The sequence below is a fragment of the Pseudomonas sp. D8002 genome (assembly GCF_013385695.1).
Classification (GTDB): domain Bacteria; phylum Pseudomonadota; class Gammaproteobacteria; order Pseudomonadales; family Pseudomonadaceae; genus Aquipseudomonas.
Window position 1 is genome coordinate 13,236 of record NZ_JACAPM010000003.1, and the last position, 16,536, is coordinate 29,771.

General features: G+C 61.5%; 13 protein-coding genes and 1 riboswitch. Of the genes, 6 read left to right on the top strand and 7 right to left on the bottom strand.

All coding sequences use genetic code 11. The annotated features are described in order from the left end of the window. Positions 1 to 94: 94 nt before the first annotated feature. Complete coding sequence (locus HX807_RS00545; RefSeq protein ID WP_003216165.1) at positions 95 to 913, top strand: M48 family metallopeptidase; 819 nt, start codon at positions 95 to 97, stop codon at positions 911 to 913. Between the two features lie 160 nt (positions 914 to 1,073). Here the strand turns inward: HX807_RS00545 and HX807_RS00550 are convergent, their stop codons facing one another. From HX807_RS00550 to HX807_RS00560, 3 genes are all read right to left on the bottom strand, one after another. Continuing rightward, positions 1,074 to 1,658 (bottom strand): TMEM165/GDT1 family protein, encoded by a 585-nt coding sequence (locus HX807_RS00550; RefSeq protein ID WP_003216166.1) that lies wholly within the window; start codon positions 1,656 to 1,658, stop codon positions 1,074 to 1,076. Between the two features lie 88 nt (positions 1,659 to 1,746). After that, a riboswitch (yybP-ykoY riboswitch) is annotated at positions 1,747 to 1,866 on the bottom strand. A gap of 51 nt (positions 1,867 to 1,917) precedes the next feature. Beyond that, a complete protein-coding gene (locus tag HX807_RS00555; RefSeq protein WP_008434258.1) occupies positions 1,918 to 2,916 on the bottom strand; it encodes a class I SAM-dependent methyltransferase in 999 nt (332 codons plus the stop codon). Positions 2,917 to 2,946: 30 nt separating this feature from the next. Continuing rightward, entirely contained in the window at positions 2,947 to 3,912 is a 966-nt protein-coding gene (locus HX807_RS00560; RefSeq protein ID WP_003216168.1) for a 2-hydroxyacid dehydrogenase, read from the bottom strand. Positions 3,913 to 3,996: 84 nt separating this feature from the next. Here HX807_RS00560 and HX807_RS00565 point away from each other — a divergent pair, with 84 nt between their 5' ends. The 5 genes from HX807_RS00565 (at position 3,997) to HX807_RS00585 (ending at position 13,080) form a co-directional block, all read left to right on the top strand. Beyond that, positions 3,997 to 4,629, top strand: coding sequence for a LysE family translocator (locus HX807_RS00565; RefSeq protein ID WP_003216169.1), 633 nt, complete (start codon positions 3,997 to 3,999; stop codon positions 4,627 to 4,629). Positions 4,630 to 4,760: 131 nt separating this feature from the next. After that, entirely contained in the window at positions 4,761 to 6,443 is a 1,683-nt protein-coding gene (locus tag HX807_RS00570; RefSeq protein WP_177049038.1) for a fatty acid--CoA ligase, read from the top strand. 331 nt (positions 6,444 to 6,774) lie between these two features. After that, positions 6,775 to 8,634 (top strand): DUF1302 domain-containing protein, encoded by a 1,860-nt coding sequence (locus HX807_RS00575; protein WP_177049039.1) that lies wholly within the window; start codon positions 6,775 to 6,777, stop codon positions 8,632 to 8,634. A 43-nt stretch (positions 8,635 to 8,677) separates the two neighbouring features. Beyond that, complete coding sequence (locus HX807_RS00580; protein WP_003216172.1) at positions 8,678 to 10,042, top strand: DUF1329 domain-containing protein; 1,365 nt, start codon at positions 8,678 to 8,680, stop codon at positions 10,040 to 10,042. Positions 10,043 to 10,350: 308 nt separating this feature from the next. Beyond that, complete coding sequence (locus HX807_RS00585; protein ID WP_134327310.1) at positions 10,351 to 13,080, top strand: LuxR C-terminal-related transcriptional regulator; 2,730 nt, start codon at positions 10,351 to 10,353, stop codon at positions 13,078 to 13,080. Here HX807_RS00585 and HX807_RS00590 read toward each other — a convergent pair. The 4 genes from HX807_RS00590 to HX807_RS00605 are packed head-to-tail and all read right to left on the bottom strand — an operon-like array spanning position 13,072 to position 16,523. After that, on the bottom strand, positions 13,072 to 13,632 hold the full coding sequence (locus tag HX807_RS00590; RefSeq protein WP_134327309.1) for a membrane integrity-associated transporter subunit PqiC: 561 nt from the start codon (positions 13,630 to 13,632) through the stop codon (positions 13,072 to 13,074). The genes HX807_RS00585 and HX807_RS00590 overlap by 9 nt on opposite strands. 17 nt (positions 13,633 to 13,649) lie before the next feature. Further along, positions 13,650 to 15,305 (bottom strand): intermembrane transport protein PqiB, encoded by a 1,656-nt coding sequence (locus HX807_RS00595; protein WP_003216179.1) that lies wholly within the window; start codon positions 15,303 to 15,305, stop codon positions 13,650 to 13,652. Beyond that, positions 15,286 to 15,930 carry a paraquat-inducible protein A gene (locus HX807_RS00600; protein WP_003216181.1) on the bottom strand — a complete coding sequence of 215 codons (645 nt, stop codon included), beginning with the start codon at positions 15,928 to 15,930 and terminating at the stop codon, positions 15,286 to 15,288. The genes HX807_RS00595 and HX807_RS00600 overlap by 20 nt, the downstream gene beginning before the upstream one ends. Further along, on the bottom strand, positions 15,927 to 16,523 hold the full coding sequence (locus tag HX807_RS00605) for a paraquat-inducible protein A (RefSeq protein WP_008434242.1): 597 nt from the start codon (positions 16,521 to 16,523) through the stop codon (positions 15,927 to 15,929). Before HX807_RS00605 ends, HX807_RS00600 begins: the two co-directional genes overlap by 4 nt. Positions 16,524 to 16,536 lie beyond the last annotated feature (13 nt).

The following is a 16,536-nucleotide window of genomic DNA, read 5'->3' on the forward strand; positions in this document are numbered from 1 at the left end:
TGTATCTGAAATCAGGTGGCTATACGTCTGTTGTATCTGGCGTCGATACAATTGGCCGACTACGATACGCGCCATGTTTTCAGGGAGCAGGTTGATGAAAAAGACAGTGGCGGTATGTGCGTTGGGCGCGGCTTTGTTGCTCGCCGGTTGTCAGTCGGTCAACACCACCAGCGGCGGCGCCGTGGGCGTTGAGCGCAAGCAGTACATGTTCAGCATGTTGTCGAGCCAGGAAGTCGACCAGATGTATGCGCAGTCCTACCAGCAGACCCTGGGTGAAGCCAGCGGCAAGGGCCTGGTGGACAAGACCAGCGCCAACGCCAAGCGCGTGCAGGCGATTGCCAACCGCCTGATCGCCCAGGCGCCCACCTTCCGCCCGGATGCGGCGCAGTGGAAGTGGGAAGTGAACCTGATCAAAAGTGACGAGATGAACGCCAACTGCGGGCCTGGCGGCAAGATCTTTGTCTACAGCGCGTTGATCGACAATCTCAAGTTGACCGACGACGAACTCGCCGCCGTGATGGGCCATGAAATTGCCCACGCCTTGCGTGAGCACGGCCGCGAAGCCATGTCCAAGGCCTACGGTATCGAAATGGCGAAGCAGGGGGCCGGTGCGTTGTTCGGCCTCGGTCAGGACAGCCTGGCGCTGGCCGATACCGTGGCCAACTACGGCATGACCTTGCCCAACAGCCGCAGCAATGAAAACGAAGCGGACCTGATCGGCCTGGAGTTGTCGGCGCGTGCCGGTTACAACCCGAACGCGGCGATTACCCTGTGGAACAAAATGGCCAAGGCTTCGGAAGGCTCGCCACCTGAATTCATGAGCACCCACCCTGCCTCCGACAGCCGGATCGCCTCGTTGCAGGCGGCGATTCCGAAGGTGATGCCGTTGTATCAGCAGGCGAAAAAATCCTGATTTATAAGGCTGAAATGCAAATCTGAATGTGGGTGCCCGGCTTGTGTGGGCGTCGGGCTTGCCCGCGATGCAGGCACCTCGGTGTGTCAGTTGCACCGAGGTGATGCTGTCGCAGGCAAGCTAGCTCCTTCAAAAGCCCAGCCCCCATATCGGGTTGCGTTTAGATCCAGCCGCTGCTCTGCATGGCCTTGTACACCGCAACAATGGCCAGGATGAAGAATGCCGTAGCCGCCAGTCGACGAATCAGCGTCAGCGGCAGTTTGTCCGCGGCAAAATTACCCGCCAGCACCACCGGCACGTTGGCAATCAACATGCCCAGGGTCGTGCCGATAATCACCAGCCACAGTTCCGGGTATTGCGCCGCGAGCATCACGGTAGCGATCTGGGTCTTGTCGCCGATTTCCGCGAGGAAGAATGCGATCAGCGTGGTCAGGAAGGGCCCGAACTTGCGGGAAGTGCTGGCTTCGTCATCGTCGAGCTTGTCGGGCACCAGGGTCCACAGCGCCGTGGCGCAGAAGCTCGCCGCGAGGATCCAGTGCAGCACCGCATCCGAGAAGAAACTCCCAAACCAGGCCCCCACGGCACCAGCGGCCGCATGGTTGGCCAGGGTCGCGGCAACGATGCCGGCGATGATCGGCCAGGGTTTGCGAAAGCGTGCAGCGAGAATGAGTGCGAGCAGTTGCGTCTTGTCGCCAATTTCGGCCAAGGCAACGATTGCAGTAGGGACGAGCAGAGAATCCAGCATCAGGTAAGTTCCAGGGGCGGGTCGACACGGCTATGACACGTACAGCCTTCCCGCCCCGGGTAAGGTGTTCGTGTCATAGGTCTTGTCAAACCCCGGTCCGTCTGTGCGGACTCCTGGGTCGCATACGCCATGGCCTGTTGACCAAGTATGTTGACGTATGCCGGACGAGCGTGGCGCTCGTGGGAGACTACTCCCCTAGGACGGAGCGGATTCTGCCTAGGCAAAATCCATTCGGCAAGCCTTCTTTTGGAAAAAGACCTCAGCCGCGCTTGGCACGGTAAATGCGAAAACCCTGACCTTCTGCCTTGATTGCGCACACGCCAAGATGCTCTTCGATCAGCGGCTGATACTTCAGGAAACTGTTCGCAACCAAGCGAAGTTCGCCGCCTTTTGCCAGATGTTTGGCCGCTTTTCGTAGCAGGTTCTCGGTGGCGAAATAATCGGTGTGCACCCCGACGTGGAACGGCGGGTTGCTCAGAATCGCGTTCAGATTCATCGGAGCAGCGTCGATGCCATCACCGGTCAACACCTCGGCTTCCAGGCCATTGGCCGCCAGTGTCAGGCGACTGCTGGCAGCGGCAAAGGCGTCCACGTCGAGCATTGTCACCGTGTTATGCGGGTAGCGACGCTTGACCGCTGCCCCGAGCACACCCGCGCCACAACCGAAATCCAGCAAGTGACCGCTCGGCAACTTGTCCAGATGCTCCAGCAGCAATGCGGTACCGCGATCCAGCCGACCGTGGCTGAACACGCCCGGCAGGCTCACCACCTTGAGCGGGCCCTCAGCCAGCGGCACCTCGAACACCTGCGCCAGGCTCTCCAGTTCTACCGGCTCGGGGGCGTTGGCCACCGTCACCAGCCACAACTGGCAGTGCCGCGCGTTGTCGAGCTTGCGCGGCTTGCCGAACGGGTTCAGTTGCTTGGCCGCGCTTTCGATGCCGCCTTTCTTCTCCCCCACCAGGTACAACTCCTTGCCGGGCAAACGCGCCGCCACGGCATTGAGCAGGTAGTCGGTGAGGTCCTTGGACTTGGGCAGGAACACCACCGCGGTCTCGAACGAACGCTCGGGCACGTTCACACCGAACTGGCTGCGCTCGGCAAAACGTGCGTCCAGTGCGGCCTGGTCGCCGGCGTGCCAGCTCCAGCCATGGGCATTGGGCAGGCGGCCCAGCAGGTCGTCGGCGGGCAAGCCCACCAGCAGCACGTCGCCTTGAAAAAGTTCGGCCTGGCGAAGCAGTACTTCACTGCGCGGATCCATGGTCTGCTCCTTGAAAAGGGGCGCAGTTTATCAACTGACGACGCGCAGCGGGGCGCCGCTGAAAAAGCCCTGAGCGTTTTCGATCAATTGGCCGACGATCCGCTGCCGGGCTTCGCGGCTGCCCCAGGCGTTGTGCGGGGTGACGATCAAGCGCGGGATGTCGCCGGCCAGCAACGGGTTGCCGTTCACCGGCGGTTCCACGCTCAATACATCGGTCGCCGCGCCGCCCAGGTGCCCACTGCGCAAGGCATCGGCCAGGGCCTGTTCGTTGATCAAGCCACCACGGGCGGTGTTGACTATAAACGCGCCGGGCTTGAGCAAGGCGAGTTCACGGGCACCGATAAAGTCGCGGGTGTGTTCGTTGAGCGGGCAGTGCAGGGTCAGCGCGTCGACCTGCGCCAGCAACTCGTCCAGCGGCACGCGATCGGCGCGGGCCGGGCGGCCTGGAATCGCACCCAGGATCACGCGCATGCCAAAGGCTTCAGCCAGGCGCGCAACGGCACCGCCCAATTCACCATGGCCCAGCAGCCCGAGGGTTTTGCCTTCCAGTTCGACGATCGGGTAGTCCAGCAGGCAGAACTGCTTGGCTTGTTGCCAGTGCCCCGCCTGCACATCCCGTTGATAGTCGTTCAGGCGCGTCGCCAGGTTCAGCAGCAGCATGATCGTATGCTGCGCCACCGATGGCGTGCCGTAACCCTGGCAATTGCTCACGGTAACGCCGTGGGCGCGGGCGGCGGCGAGGTCGACGTTGTTGGTGCCGGTGGCGGTCACCAGGATCAGCTTCAGCTCGGGGCAGGCCGCCAGGGTCTCGGCATTCAGCGCGATCTTGTTGCTGATGGCCACCTGCGCGCCTTGCAGGCGTTCGATAATGTTTTCGGGTGTGGTCTGCTGGTGCAAGCTCAGCTCGCTGAAGAGTGCCTGCAACCCGCTGAGGTCCAGGTCCCCGAGGTCCAGGGAAGGGTGATCAAGGAAGACGGCGCGGCGATTGTTCGTCATCAACTGTACCTTTTGCGGCGGGATTCGAAGGCGTAATCTGCCGAGCCTATCAGATGAAATAATCAGTTACTTCCTGGAGTGTGCATGTACCTCACCGAGTTCTTGACCGTGGCACTGATTCACCTGTTGGCGGTGGCCAGCCCTGGCCCGGATTTCGCCGTGGTGGTACGTGAAAGCGTGACCCATGGCCGACGTGCCGGCACCTGGACGGCGTTGGGCGTCGGTTCGGCGATTTTCCTGCACGTGGGGTATTCGCTGCTGGGCATCGGCTTGATCGTGTCCCAGTCCATCGTGCTGTTCAATGCGCTGAAATGGGCGGCGGCGGCCTACCTGCTGTACATCGGCTTCAAGGCCCTGCGCGCCCAGCCGGCCAAGCCTGCCAGTGAAGAAGACCTGCACCTGGAAGCGGGCGAGCGCACTGCCCGTGGCGCGTTTACCTCAGGGTTTGTCACCAACGGCTTGAACCCCAAGGCCACGCTGTTCTTCCTGTCGCTGTTCACCGTGGTGATCAATCCCCACACGCCGTTGGCGGTCCAGGCCGGTTACGGCGTGTACCTGGCCGTGGCGACCGCGATCTGGTTTTGCCTGGTGGCCATGCTGTTCAGCCAGCAACGTGTACGCGCCGGTTTTGCACGCATGGGCCACTGGTTCGACCGCACCATGGGCGCGGTGCTGATTGCCATCGGTGTGAAGCTGGCCTTTACCAGCATGAAATAAGCCGGATGCTGGCTCAAAGCTAGCATTCATTGGGTTCTGCAAATCATTCCTTTGGCTGATTTGGCTGAAACATAAGCGCTCTAAAGTGCAGATGTTTCAGCCAAGACCGTGCAGTCAGATAAGGGATTCGTATGTTGCAGACTCGTGTTATCCCGCCCGCCGAAGGCGCCTACCAATACCCGCTGTTGATCAAACGCCTGTTGATGTCCGGGACACGCTACGAGAAGACCCGGGAAATCGTCTACCGCGACCAGTTGCGCTACACCTATCCGACCCTGATCGAGCGCGTCGCCCGCCTGGCCAATGTGCTGACCGAGGCCGGGGTCAAGGCCGGTGATACCGTGGCCGTGATGGACTGGGACAGCCATCGCTACCTGGAATGCATGTTTGCCATCCCGATGATTGGTGCGGTAATCCACACCATCAACGTGCGCCTGTCCCCGGAACAGATTCTGTACACCATGAACCACGCCGAGGACCGCTTTGTGCTGGTCAACAGCGAGTTCGTGGGGCTCTACCAGGCCATCGCCGGCCACCTCACCACCGTCGACAAAACCCTGCTGCTCACCGACGGCGCGGACAAAACCGCCGAGCTGCCCAACCTCGTGGGTGAGTACGAAGCGTTGCTGGCGGCGGCGAGCCCCCGCTACGACTTCGAGGATTTCGACGAAAACTCCGTCGCCACCACCTTCTACACCACGGGCACCACGGGCAATCCCAAGGGCGTGTACTTCACCCACCGTCAACTGGTGCTGCACACCATGGGCGTGGCGACCATCATGGGCAGCGTCGACAGCGTGCGTCTGTTGGGCACCAACGACGTCTACATGCCGATCACTCCGATGTTCCACGTCCACGCCTGGGGCCTGCCGTATGTGGCGACCATGCTCGGCTTGAAGCAGGTTTATCCAGGCCGCTACGACCCCGAATACCTGGTGGAGCTGTGGCGCAAGGAGAAGGTCACCTTCTCCCATTGTGTGCCGACCATCTTGCAAATGGTGCTCAACGCCAAGGCCGGCCAGGGCGTGGATTTCGGCGGATGGAAAATCGTCATCGGTGGCAGCGCCCTCAATCGTTCGCTGTATGAAGCCTCCAAGGCCCGCGGGATTCAGCTGACGGCGGCGTACGGCATGTCCGAGACCGGGCCGCTGGTGTCCTGCGCCCACCTCAATGAAGAACTGATGGCGGGTACCGAAGACGAGCGCACCACCTACCGCATCAAGGCCGGCGTGCCCGGGCCATTGGTGGAAGCGGCGATCATCGACGGCGAGGGCAACTTCCTGCCCGCCGACGGTGAATCCCAGGGCGAGCTGGTGCTGCGCGCGCCATGGCTCAGCGAAGGCTATTTCAACGAGCCGCAGAAGGGCGCTGAGTTGTGGGCCGGCGGCTGGATGCACACCGGCGATGTGGCCACCCTCGATGCCTTCGGCGTGATCGATATTCGCGACCGCATCAAGGACGTGATCAAGACCGGCGGCGAGTGGATCTCCTCGCTGGCCCTTGAGGACCTGGTCAGCCGCCACCCGGCGGTACGCGAAGTAGCGGTGGTGGGGATTGCCGACCCGCAGTGGGGTGAGCGCCCGTTTGCGTTGCTGGTGGTGCGTGATGGCCATGTGATAGGGGCCAAGGAGCTCAAGGAACATCTCAAGCCATTCGTGGAATTGGGCCACCTGAGCAAGTGGGCGATTCCAAGCCAGATCGCCGTTGTTACGGAAATTCCCAAGACCAGTGTCGGCAAGCTCGACAAAAAACGTATCCGTATCGACATCATCGAATGGCAGGCCAACAACAGCACCTTCCTCTCTACCCTCTGACGCTGCTTGCCGTGCCCTCGCGGGCACGGCAGCGCTCTAGTCCAAGCCTTCACTTGTGATTTGCCAATTTTCAGCCATCCTTCCGTCGCTGACCTTCGTCAGCATGGCGAAAAGGACTGTGGCAGACGGGTTGGTGATGCAAATCACACTTTAGAGGGATCAAGCGGTACCCCCTGCTGGCTATAGTTCATCCCAGAGTTTTTCAAGGTGCGGTGCTGTGAGCCCGGCGGGTTCATGTGTTCGCCCGGCATTGGAATCGTTGTATTCCGGCCGTTACAAGCCCTTGGAAACGACTCACTGCCATAACAATAATGCACATGGAGTAGCGTCGATGATCTCAGTACACCAGTTCTGGCGCCGGGCAAAACTGCCCTTGGCCGTCAGCCTCGCCTCTACGCTCGCCGGGCCTGCATTCGGCGTCAGTTTCAACATCGGTGAAATCGAAGGCAGCTTTGACTCGTCCCTGTCGGTCGGGGCCAGTTGGTCGACGGCGGGTCGAAATAAAGACCTGATCGGTGCCAACAACGGTGGCAGGGGGTTGTCGCAAACCTCGGATGACGGTCACCTGAACTTCGACAAAGGTGATTCCTTCTCGAAGATCTTCAAAGGCATTCATGACCTTGAGTTGAAATACGGCGACACCGGCGTGTTTGTCCGGGGCAAGTACTGGTATGACTTCGCGCTGCAAAACGAAGACCTGGACTTCAAGAATGTCAGCAACAACAACCGCAAAGAGGGCGCCAAGTCTTCTGGCGGGCAGATTCTCGATGCATTCATCTATCACAACTACACCATTGCTGATCTGCCAGGTAACGTGCGGTTCGGCAAGCAGGTGGTGAGTTGGGGTGAAAGTACCTTTATTGGTGGCGGTATCAACTCCATCAACCCGATCGACGTGTCCGCATTCCGTCGTCCCGGGGCCGAGATCAAGGAAGGCCTGATCCCGGTCAACATGTTCTATGTGTCGCAGACGCTGACCGATAACTTGTCGGCAGAAGCGTTCTATCAGTTGGAGTGGGACCAGACGGTGACCGACAACTGCGGGACGTTCTTCTCGCAGCCGGATGTGGTTTCCGATGGTTGTAACAACAACCTGCGGGTGCTGAACAAGCGCTCGACCATTCCAGGCGCTGCACTGCCTACCCTCAACGCCCTGGGCGTGGATGTGAACAACGAAGGTGTGCTGGTGCGCCGTGGGCCGGACCGTGACGCCCGCGACAGCGGTCAGTTCGGCGTGGCGATGCACTACAACTTCGAGCCGCTGGATACCGAATTCGGCGCCTACTTCATGAACTACCACAGCCGTGCGCCGATCTTCAGCGCCCAAGGTGCGCCAGCATCGGCCTATACCCGGCCTTTGGGGCCGCTGGGTGCGCTGCGGCCGCTGATTGTTGCGGGCAGTTCCAACTACTTCATTGAGTACCCTGAAGACATCCGCCTGTACGGCTTGAGCTTCTCCACCACGCTGCCTACCGGTACTGCCTGGAGCGGTGAGTTGAGCTATCGGCCAAATGCCCCAGTACAGCTCAGCACCACCGACATTCTTTATGCGGGTGTCACGCCGATTCCGGGCTACGGGAATGCCTCGGTGCTGAAGGGCACGCCAGGCCAGGATCTGCATGGCTACAATCGCAAAGAAGTGACGCAGTTCCAGACCACCTTTACGCACTTCTTTGATCAGGTCATGGGCGCCAGTCGTTTGACCACGGTCGGTGAAATTGGCGTGACCCACGTCGGTGGCCTGGAAAGCAAATCCGACGCACGTTATGGCCGAGATCCGGTCTTCGGTCCTGGCACGCTGCCAGGCGGGTTCTGTAACGCCCTTAACAACTCGACGGCCAACGGCGCCGGTCTGCCGAACGCCGCTGGCCTGAACACCAACTGCAACAACGACGGCTACACCACGGCCACCTCCTGGGGCTATCGCGCTCGTGCCATCTGGGAGTACCCGGACGTCTTCGCCGGTGTAAACCTCAAGCCCAACGTGGCGTGGTCCCATGACGTCAAAGGCTACTCGCCAGGTCCTGGCGGCAACTTTGAAGAGGGGCGCAAGGCCGTCAGCCTGGGTGTCGATGCCGAGTACCAGAACACCTACACCGTCAGCCTCAACTACACCAACTTCTTTGGCGGCAAATTCACCACGGTGGATGACCGTGACTTTATCGCCTTGAGCGCTGGCGTGAACTTCTAAGCACACTCTCTTTAAGCAGTATGTTTTAAGGAAGAACCAGAACATGAAAATAACTAAAAATCTGTTGCAGGTGGGTGTGCTGGGGCTGTCGATCATGGCGGGTAGCGTCATGGCGGCGGTCTCGGCGGATGAAGCCGCCAAGCTCGGCACGACCCTGACCCCGATGGGCGCCGAAATGGCCGGTAACGCGGCCGGCACCATCCCTAAATGGTCGCCGCTGCCCACCAACGCCGGCGCCGTGGATGCCCGTGGCTTCCTCGCCAACCCATACGCCAACGAACAACCGCAATTCACCATCACCGCGCAGAACGTCGAGCAGTACAAGGACAAGCTGGCGCCGGGGCAGTACGCGATGTTCAAGCGCTACCCCGACACCTTCAAGATGCCGGTCTACCCGACCCATCGCGGCGCCACGGTGCCAGCTGATGTGTTCGCCGCCATCAAGAAAAACGCCACCAGCACCAACCTGGTGTCCGGCGGCAACGGCCTGGAAAACTTTGAAACCGCCGTACCGTTCCCGATTCCGAAAAGCGGCGTTGAAGTGATCTGGAACCACATCACCCGCTATCGCGGCGGCAGCGTGACCCGCCTGGTGACCCAGGCCACGCCGCAAACCAACGGCTCGTTCAGCCTGGTGTATTTCCGTGATCAGTTCGTGTTCCGCGACAAGATGAAGGACTACGACCCGAAAAACCCGGGCAACATCCTGTTCTACTTCAAGCAGCAAGTGACTGCGCCGGCACGTCTGGCCGGTGGTGTGCTGCTGGTGCACGAAACCCTCGACCAGGTGAAAGAGCCGCGTTCGGCGTGGGTCTACAACGCCGGCCAGCGTCGTGTGCGCCGGGCACCGCAAGTGTCGTATGACGGCCCGGGTACCGCCGCCGACGGCCTGCGTACCTCCGACAACCTCGACATGTTCAACGGTGCACCGGACCGCTACGACTGGAAACTGGAAGGCAAGAAAGAGCTCTACATCGCCGAAAACAGCTACAAACTTGACGATCCGAAGCTCAAGTATGTCGACATCATCAAGGCCGGCCACATCAACCAGGACCTGGCTCGCTACGAGCTGCGCCGTGTGTGGCATGTGGTTGCAACCCTGAAGGAAGGCCAGCGCCACATTTATGCCAAGCGTGACTTCTTCATCGACGAAGACACCTGGCAAGCCGCGGTCATCGACCACTACGACGGTCGTGGCCAGCTGTGGCGCGTGGCTGAAGCCCATGCCGAGAACTACTACGACAAGCAAGTGCCGTGGTACGCCCTCGAAACCCTCTACGACCTGCAGTCCGGCCGCTACCTGGCACTGGGCATGAAGAACGAAGAGAAACAGGCCTATGACTTCGGCTTCACCGCCACCACCAGCGACTTCACCCCGGCGGCCCTGCGCCAGGATGGTGTTCGCTAACTTGCTGTAAACGAGGCCGCATCCTCGAAGAAGCCCCGACTGGTTCGGGGCTTTTTTTGCCGGACCACTGTGGCGAGGGAGCTTGCTCCCGCAGGGATGCGTAGCAGCCCCAAAAACGGGAGCGCTGCGCACTCCAGCGGGAGCAAGCTCCCTCGCCACAGAGTGTCGGTCGTTACAGAAGAAGTCCGGATATTTTTTGTTGTAGTCTTTTTCAGACAAATGTTGCAAAGATCTACAAAGCTGCCGCTTTTACCGCTAGTCTGCGGACATCTGCAATGCCGACAACAGCCTTCTACAAGAGCCCGGCGATGACTGATCTGTCCCGAATTCAAGGGCCTGCCAGCGCGGTGATTCCGACCCTGGAAGGGCGCTTCTATCGACCCCCACTGCCTGACGGCTATGTGTTGCGACCGCGCCTGTGCGAACGGCTGAGCGAAGGGCTGGCCGGGCGTCTGTTGCTGGTCAGCGCCCCGGCCGGGTTCGGCAAGAGTTCGCTGGCGGTGGAGTTCTGCCAGAGCCTGCCGGCCCACTGGCAAAGCTTGTGGTTGGGGCTAAGTCCCCGGGACAACGACCCGGGACGTTTTCTTGAACGCCTGCTCGATGGCTTGCAGCAATACTTCCCGCAGTTGGGCGCCCAATCCCTGGGCCTGCTGAAAATGCGCCAGCGTCACCAACCCTTCGCCTTTGAAGAATGGCTCGACGGCCTGCTGGATGAACTGACGGTGCACCTGTCGACCCAGGCGCCGCTGTTGCTGGTGCTGGATGACTACCATCTGGCCCAAGGCCCGGTACTCGACCGCTGCCTGCAATTTTTCCTCAATCACCTGCCCGACGGCCTGCTGGTGCTGGTCACCAGCCGCCAGCGTCCCGACTGGCACCTGGCCCGACTGCGCCTGTCCCGGCATTTGCTGGAACTGCACGAGCAGGACCTGCGCCTGACTCACGGCGAATCCCTGGCGCTGCTGGATCGCCACAGCAGTTCATTGCGTGGTGAAGCCCTGGATAACCTGATCCGGCGCAGCGAAGGCTGGGTGGCCGGCCTGCGTTTCTGGCTGCTGGCGGCTTCCGAGGCCGGCAGCGAAGGTACGCTGCCCCAGGGTTTGCACGGCGGGGAAGGGCTGATCCGCGATTACCTGCTCGAAGAGGTCATCGACTGCCTGCCCTCGGAAGTCCAGGCGTTCCTCTACGACACCGCGTCCCAGGAGCGCTTTTGCAGCGAGCTGTGCGACGCCGTGCGCGAGGCCCACGACAGCACGGAAATCCTGCGCTACCTGCAAGCCCACCAGGTATTCCTGGTGCCGCTGGACGAGCAGGGCCATTGGTACCGTTATCACCATCTGTTTTCCGACCTGCTGCGCACCCGGCGCGCGAGCAATGCCGTGTTGCCGGCAGCCAGCCTGCACCTGCGGGCCTGCCGCTGGTTCAATGCCCAGGGCTTGATCGACGAGGCAGTGGAGCAGGCGCTGCGTGCGGGTCACCTGGATGTGGCGGCAAACCTGGTGCAGAACCTGTCCGAAGAGCAACTGCTGGCGGAGCAGAATGTCGGCATGCTGCTGCGCTGGAAAATGGACTTGCCCGACAGTTTGCTGATGAGTACGCCACGCCTGATCGTGCTCTACAGCTGGGCGTTGGGCCTGGCCTGCCAGCTGGATGCGGCGCAGGAACTGGCCAGCCACCTCAGCCGTTTTTTACCGGCCCCGTCGGCCACCGCGCAAAAGTCGATGCTGGCGCAATGGCTGGCCCTCAGCGGGATTATTGCCCGGGGCCGTGGTGATCGTGAGCTGACCCAGTCGTATTGCAGCGAGGCCCTGGAAAGCCTGCCGCACAAACGCTATGGCCAGCGGTTGATGTGCCTGTCGACCCTGTCCAACCTGGCCATTGTCGACGCCGACCTGTGGCGCGCCCGCGGCCTGAACCGCGAATCCCTGGAGTTGGCGCAGCGGGTCGGCAATCCATTGTTCGAAGCGCTGGCCCATTACGACCGAGCGCGTGTACTGCAGGCCCGTGGCGAGATCCTGCGGTCACTGGATGAAGTGCGCCAGGGCCTGCAACGTTTGCAAGGCCTGGCGCCGCAACGGCTGTACGCAGTGCGCGCGCGCCTGGCGTTGTACGAAGGCTATTTGCTGCTGATGCGCTGCCAGCCTGAAGCCGGGCTCGCTCGGCTGCGTGCCGGATTGACGGAGGCGCGAGCCTGTCGGGATATCAGCGTGTTGATCGGCCACTGTGTGATCGCCAGCTTCGAAGGTCGCCGTGGCGACTTCTCCGTGGCCTTTGCCGAATTGGCCGAGGCCGAGCGCTTGATGCATATCTGGGACGTGCCGCCGATTTTCTATCTGGCGATGATCACCCTGGTCAAATGCGAGCTATGGCTGGCTCAGGGGCGCACCGACCTGGCCGATGCCTGGCTGACGCGGCTGGGGCAAACCTACAACGGTGAACAGGCCGCTGCCGCACCGGAGTTCCACCCGCACCTGCCGCAACATATCGAGTTGCAACAGGCGGCACTCGACGCCATCCGTCATCAGCCGGCGGCTTCACTGCAACGGCTCGATGAACTGGCACGCCAGGCCCATAACAGCGGCCGGCAGATGATCAGCCTGATGGCGCTGACCCAGCAGGCACTGTTACTGCTGGACGGTGGCCAGGAAGCCCAGGCCCGCCCGGTGTTTGCCCGCGCACTCGAAGCGGCTGCCGGTGGCGCGATGCAACCTTTCCAGCGCTTGCTGGAGCGTTACCCCGACTGGACGCGGGAGCAGCTGTCGCGGGATCCCCATGGCCTGCTGAACCAAAGCCTGCTGGCACGCTTGCCGAATGTTGCGGTGGTGGAAGCCCCACACACCCTTGAAACCCTGAGCACCCGCGAGCTGGCAGTGCTGCACTTGATCGCCCAGGGTTGCTCGAACCAGGAAATCAGCAATCAGCTGTTTATCTCCCTGCACACCGTGAAAACCCACGCCAGCCATATCAACAGCAAGTTGGGAGTGGAGCGACGCACCCAGGCGGTGGCGCGCGCTCAGGAGATGGGGTTGTTAGGGTAGATTCGCGGGCGGGCATTCACTCGGTGACTTGTCGGCGGCCTGGCTGAGCAGCGCGGCAAACCGCTTGACGTTGTTTTGCTGCGCGATCACCAGGTCATCAATGGTCGGGCCGGATGGCGACTGCACCACCGTGCGACACGTCAGCGGCGTGCGTTCGTCCGTGCCCGTCTGGCGAAGCCGCCATTTGACGTCGAGCAGGGCGTACTGCCCGGGGATCGAGTCAAAGCGCTGGACCTCAATGCGCACCGCCAGGTTTTTCCGGCTGCTGGCGAGTTGATCCACCAGCGCGCTGCGCAACTCATCCACCAGGCTGGCAGCCCACCATTGCGTCTCGAGAATGGCCACGCCGCTGTCACCCTGGCGGATGACAATCTGCGGCCGGTCGACCTGTGGCGGGACCGTGATGCTTTCAATCCGGATCTCGCCCCCCGCGGCCAATGACGCATTGCTGCGCTGCACCGGCGTCAGGGTATGAAATTGAATGGGCTCACTGCGGCACGCCGTCAGCAGCAGCAACCCGGTGAGCAGCGTGATCTTCAGCGGCAAAGCCATGGTGGTTGCTCCTGTGGTCATTTGCGCGGTGGCCCTTGCAGGTCGGAGGGCGCGGCGTTGTCGGGGCGACCGCGAATCAGCGATTCGGGATGGCGTGCCAGGTAGTCCGACAGCTCTCGCAGGGAGCGCGACATGCGGCTCAGTTCGTCCAGGGTCTGGGTCAACTGTTCCCGTTGCGGCGAATCCTCGGCCAGGGTCGAACTGGCGGATTGCAGGGTTTTACTCACGTCGGCCAGCGTGTTTTGCACCCCCGGCAGTGTCTTGGCGTTGAACTGGCCGAGACCCTTGCGCAGTTCCACCAGGCTGCCGTCGAGGTTGCCGGCAATTCGCTCGATCGGCAGCTGGTTGATCTTGTTGACGATGCCTTCGAGTTTTTCCTGCAGTTGTTCCAGGTTGCCGGGGATGGTCGGAATACTGACGGGGCGCAGGTTCGGGTCAAACACGACTTTGTCGGCCTTGGGGAAGAAGTCCAGGGCGATATAGAGCTGGCCAGTGAGCAGGTTGCCGCTGCGGGCCTGGGCGCGCAGGCCGTGTTCGATGAAGCTGCCTATCAGGCGCACACCGCCAGCTTCGTCGTTGGGGTCATGCTTCAAGACCGTGAGCATTTTGGTGTTGGCTTCGCCGAGACGCTGCGGGTAGATCACTATGCCGACGTTGACCGGGAAGCTGCGTTTTTTCTCGTCGAAATCCAGGTTGATCGACACCACTTTGCCGAATTCGATACCCAGGAACTCCACTGGCGCACCCACCGTAAGCCCGCGCAAGGCCTGGTCGAACCGCAGGTTCAGGTATTGCGCCTTGCCATTGGGCGGGGCCAGCGCGGTTTGCTGGTCGGCGAACAGTTCATAGGAGTGTTCTTCGTCGGCCGGCTTGTCGTTGGGGCTGTAGGGCGGGGCGAGGAAGGCGATGCCGCCCACCAGCATGGACGACAAGGATTCGGTTTTCAGCGCAAACCCGTTGGCGCCGACACTCACATCAATCCCGCTGGCGTTCCAGAACCGGGTGTTCTCGGTGACGTAGGCGTCATTGGGTGCATGCACGAACACGTCGATGTTCACGCCCTTGCCATCAGCGTCCAGGGCATAGGCCACCACCTGGCCAACGGGAATCTTGCGGTAGTACACGGGGGAGCCGATATCCAGCGAACCCAGATCCTGGGTGTGCAGCGTGAAGCGCTTGCCCGGTTCGCCATAGGTAATGGGCGGCGGGTTTTCCAGGCCGGTGAACCGGTTGGCGCGGGTATCGGACTGGCCGATATCGGCGCCGATGTAATCCCCGGAGAGCAGCGTGTCGATACCGGAAACGCCACCGGCGCCGATACGTGGGCGCACCACCCAGAACTGCGAGTCTTCACGGGTGAAGCTTTCAGCCTGTTTGGACAGTTTGATCGTGGCGTTGACGCTTTTCTGATCGTCGCTCAACTCCACATCAGTCACCTGGCCGATCACCACGTTGCGGTATTTCACGTCGGTCTTGTTGGCGGTCAGGCCGCTGCCGGTCTTGAAGGTAATGGTAATGCTCGGCCCTTGCTGAAGGATGCTGTGCACCACCAGCGAAATGCCCACCAGCACCGCGACAATCGGCACGATCCACACCAGCGAGACGCTGAAGCGCCGCGTCTTGATCGCAGGCGAGCCCGCAGGCTGCGGTTTGTCAGTGGTTTGCGACGCCATCCGGCATCTCCTCGTTGTGTGGGTTTTCCCAGATCAGGCGCGGGTCGAAACTCATTGCCGAGAGCATGGTGAAAACCACCACCAGGCCAAAGAACAGAATGCCCAGGCGCGGCTCGATGGTGCCCAGGGCCTGGAACCGCACCAGGGCGGCCACCAAGGCCACCACGATCACATCCAGCATCGACCAGTAGCCAATCACTTCGACGAAGCGAAACAGCTTCGAGCGCTCCTTGCGCGCCCACTGGTTATTGCGCTGCACGGTGACCAGCAGCAACGTCAATGCGACGAACTTGATACCCGGCACCGCGATGCTGGCGATGAAAATGATCAGGGCGATGTCCCAGGCGCCGTGCTGCCAGAACTCCAGCACGCCGCTCATGATGGTGCTGTCGGCGCCCGAGCCGAGCATCGAGGTGTTCATCACCGGCAGTAAGTTGGCGGGCACGTAAAACGCCAGCGCCGTCAGCATATAGGCCCAGGTACGGGTCAGCGAATGGACCTTGCGCCGGTGCAGCGGCGCGCCGCAACGCTCGCATTCGTCGGGCGCGGTGCTGACGTCGCAAGCCTGGCCGCAGCTGTGGCACAGGCACAGGTTCAGTTCGCTGGCGGTCGGTGGACGGCTCATAAAATGTCCCACAGGTCGCGAATATCACGCCCGGCAATGCGGATCAGCAACAGGCTGAGAGCGGCCAGGGCAAACAGGCCGGTGCCGGGCAACACATCCAGCATGCCGGCGAGTTTGAACACCGCCACCATGGCGCCCAGCAGGCAGACTTCGAGCATGCTCCAGGGCCGAAGCGCTTCGAGCCAGCGCATGCACAGCTTGAACGCCGGCGAGCGTTGGCCCTTCATCGCAAAGCCCAGCACCCAGATCAACAGCAGCAACTGGAACACCGGCGCGATGATGATGGAAATCGCCGCCACCAGCGCGATGAAGGTGATCGGGCCCTGGGCCAGTGCGACCACCGAATCCCATAACGTGGCGCTGCTTTTCAGGCCTTGCAGGCTGATGCTCATCACCGGGTAGAAGTTGGCGAAAATCCACAGCACGGTGGCGGTCAGGGTCAGGGCCAGGCGTTGTTCCACCGACAGCCCGTTATAACGCTGGAGTACGCCTGCGCAGCGGGTGCAAAGGGTCTTCTGATGTTTGGCGAGCGCGACTTTTTCGTACACGCAATCGCAGTGTTCGCAGATGATCAATGGGCTGAGGGTCGCCATAAGTCCCACTCCA

Bases quoted from the DNA above. Each gene is read 5' to 3' on its own strand.
- HX807_RS00545 (WP_003216165.1), top strand. From the start codon at position 95: ATGAAAAAGACAGTGGCGGTATGTGCGTTGGGCGCGGCTTTGTTGCTC.
- HX807_RS00550 (WP_003216166.1), bottom strand. From the start codon at position 1,658: ATGCTGGATTCTCTGCTCGTCCCTACTGCAATCGTTGCCTTGGCCGAA.
- HX807_RS00555 (WP_008434258.1), bottom strand. From the start codon at position 2,916: ATGGATCCGCGCAGTGAAGTACTGCTTCGCCAGGCCGAACTTTTTCAA.
- HX807_RS00560 (WP_003216168.1), bottom strand. From the start codon at position 3,912: ATGACGAACAATCGCCGCGCCGTCTTCCTTGATCACCCTTCCCTGGAC.
- HX807_RS00565 (WP_003216169.1), top strand. From the start codon at position 3,997: ATGTACCTCACCGAGTTCTTGACCGTGGCACTGATTCACCTGTTGGCG.
- HX807_RS00570 (WP_177049038.1), top strand. From the start codon at position 4,761: ATGTTGCAGACTCGTGTTATCCCGCCCGCCGAAGGCGCCTACCAATAC.
- HX807_RS00575 (WP_177049039.1), top strand. From the start codon at position 6,775: ATGATCTCAGTACACCAGTTCTGGCGCCGGGCAAAACTGCCCTTGGCC.
- HX807_RS00580 (WP_003216172.1), top strand. From the start codon at position 8,678: ATGAAAATAACTAAAAATCTGTTGCAGGTGGGTGTGCTGGGGCTGTCG.
- HX807_RS00585 (WP_134327310.1), top strand. From the start codon at position 10,351: ATGACTGATCTGTCCCGAATTCAAGGGCCTGCCAGCGCGGTGATTCCG.
- HX807_RS00590 (WP_134327309.1), bottom strand. From the start codon at position 13,632: ATGGCTTTGCCGCTGAAGATCACGCTGCTCACCGGGTTGCTGCTGCTG.
- HX807_RS00595 (WP_003216179.1), bottom strand. From the start codon at position 15,305: ATGGCGTCGCAAACCACTGACAAACCGCAGCCTGCGGGCTCGCCTGCG.
- HX807_RS00600 (WP_003216181.1), bottom strand. From the start codon at position 15,930: ATGAGCCGTCCACCGACCGCCAGCGAACTGAACCTGTGCCTGTGCCAC.
- HX807_RS00605 (WP_008434242.1), bottom strand. From the start codon at position 16,523: ATGGCGACCCTCAGCCCATTGATCATCTGCGAACACTGCGATTGCGTG.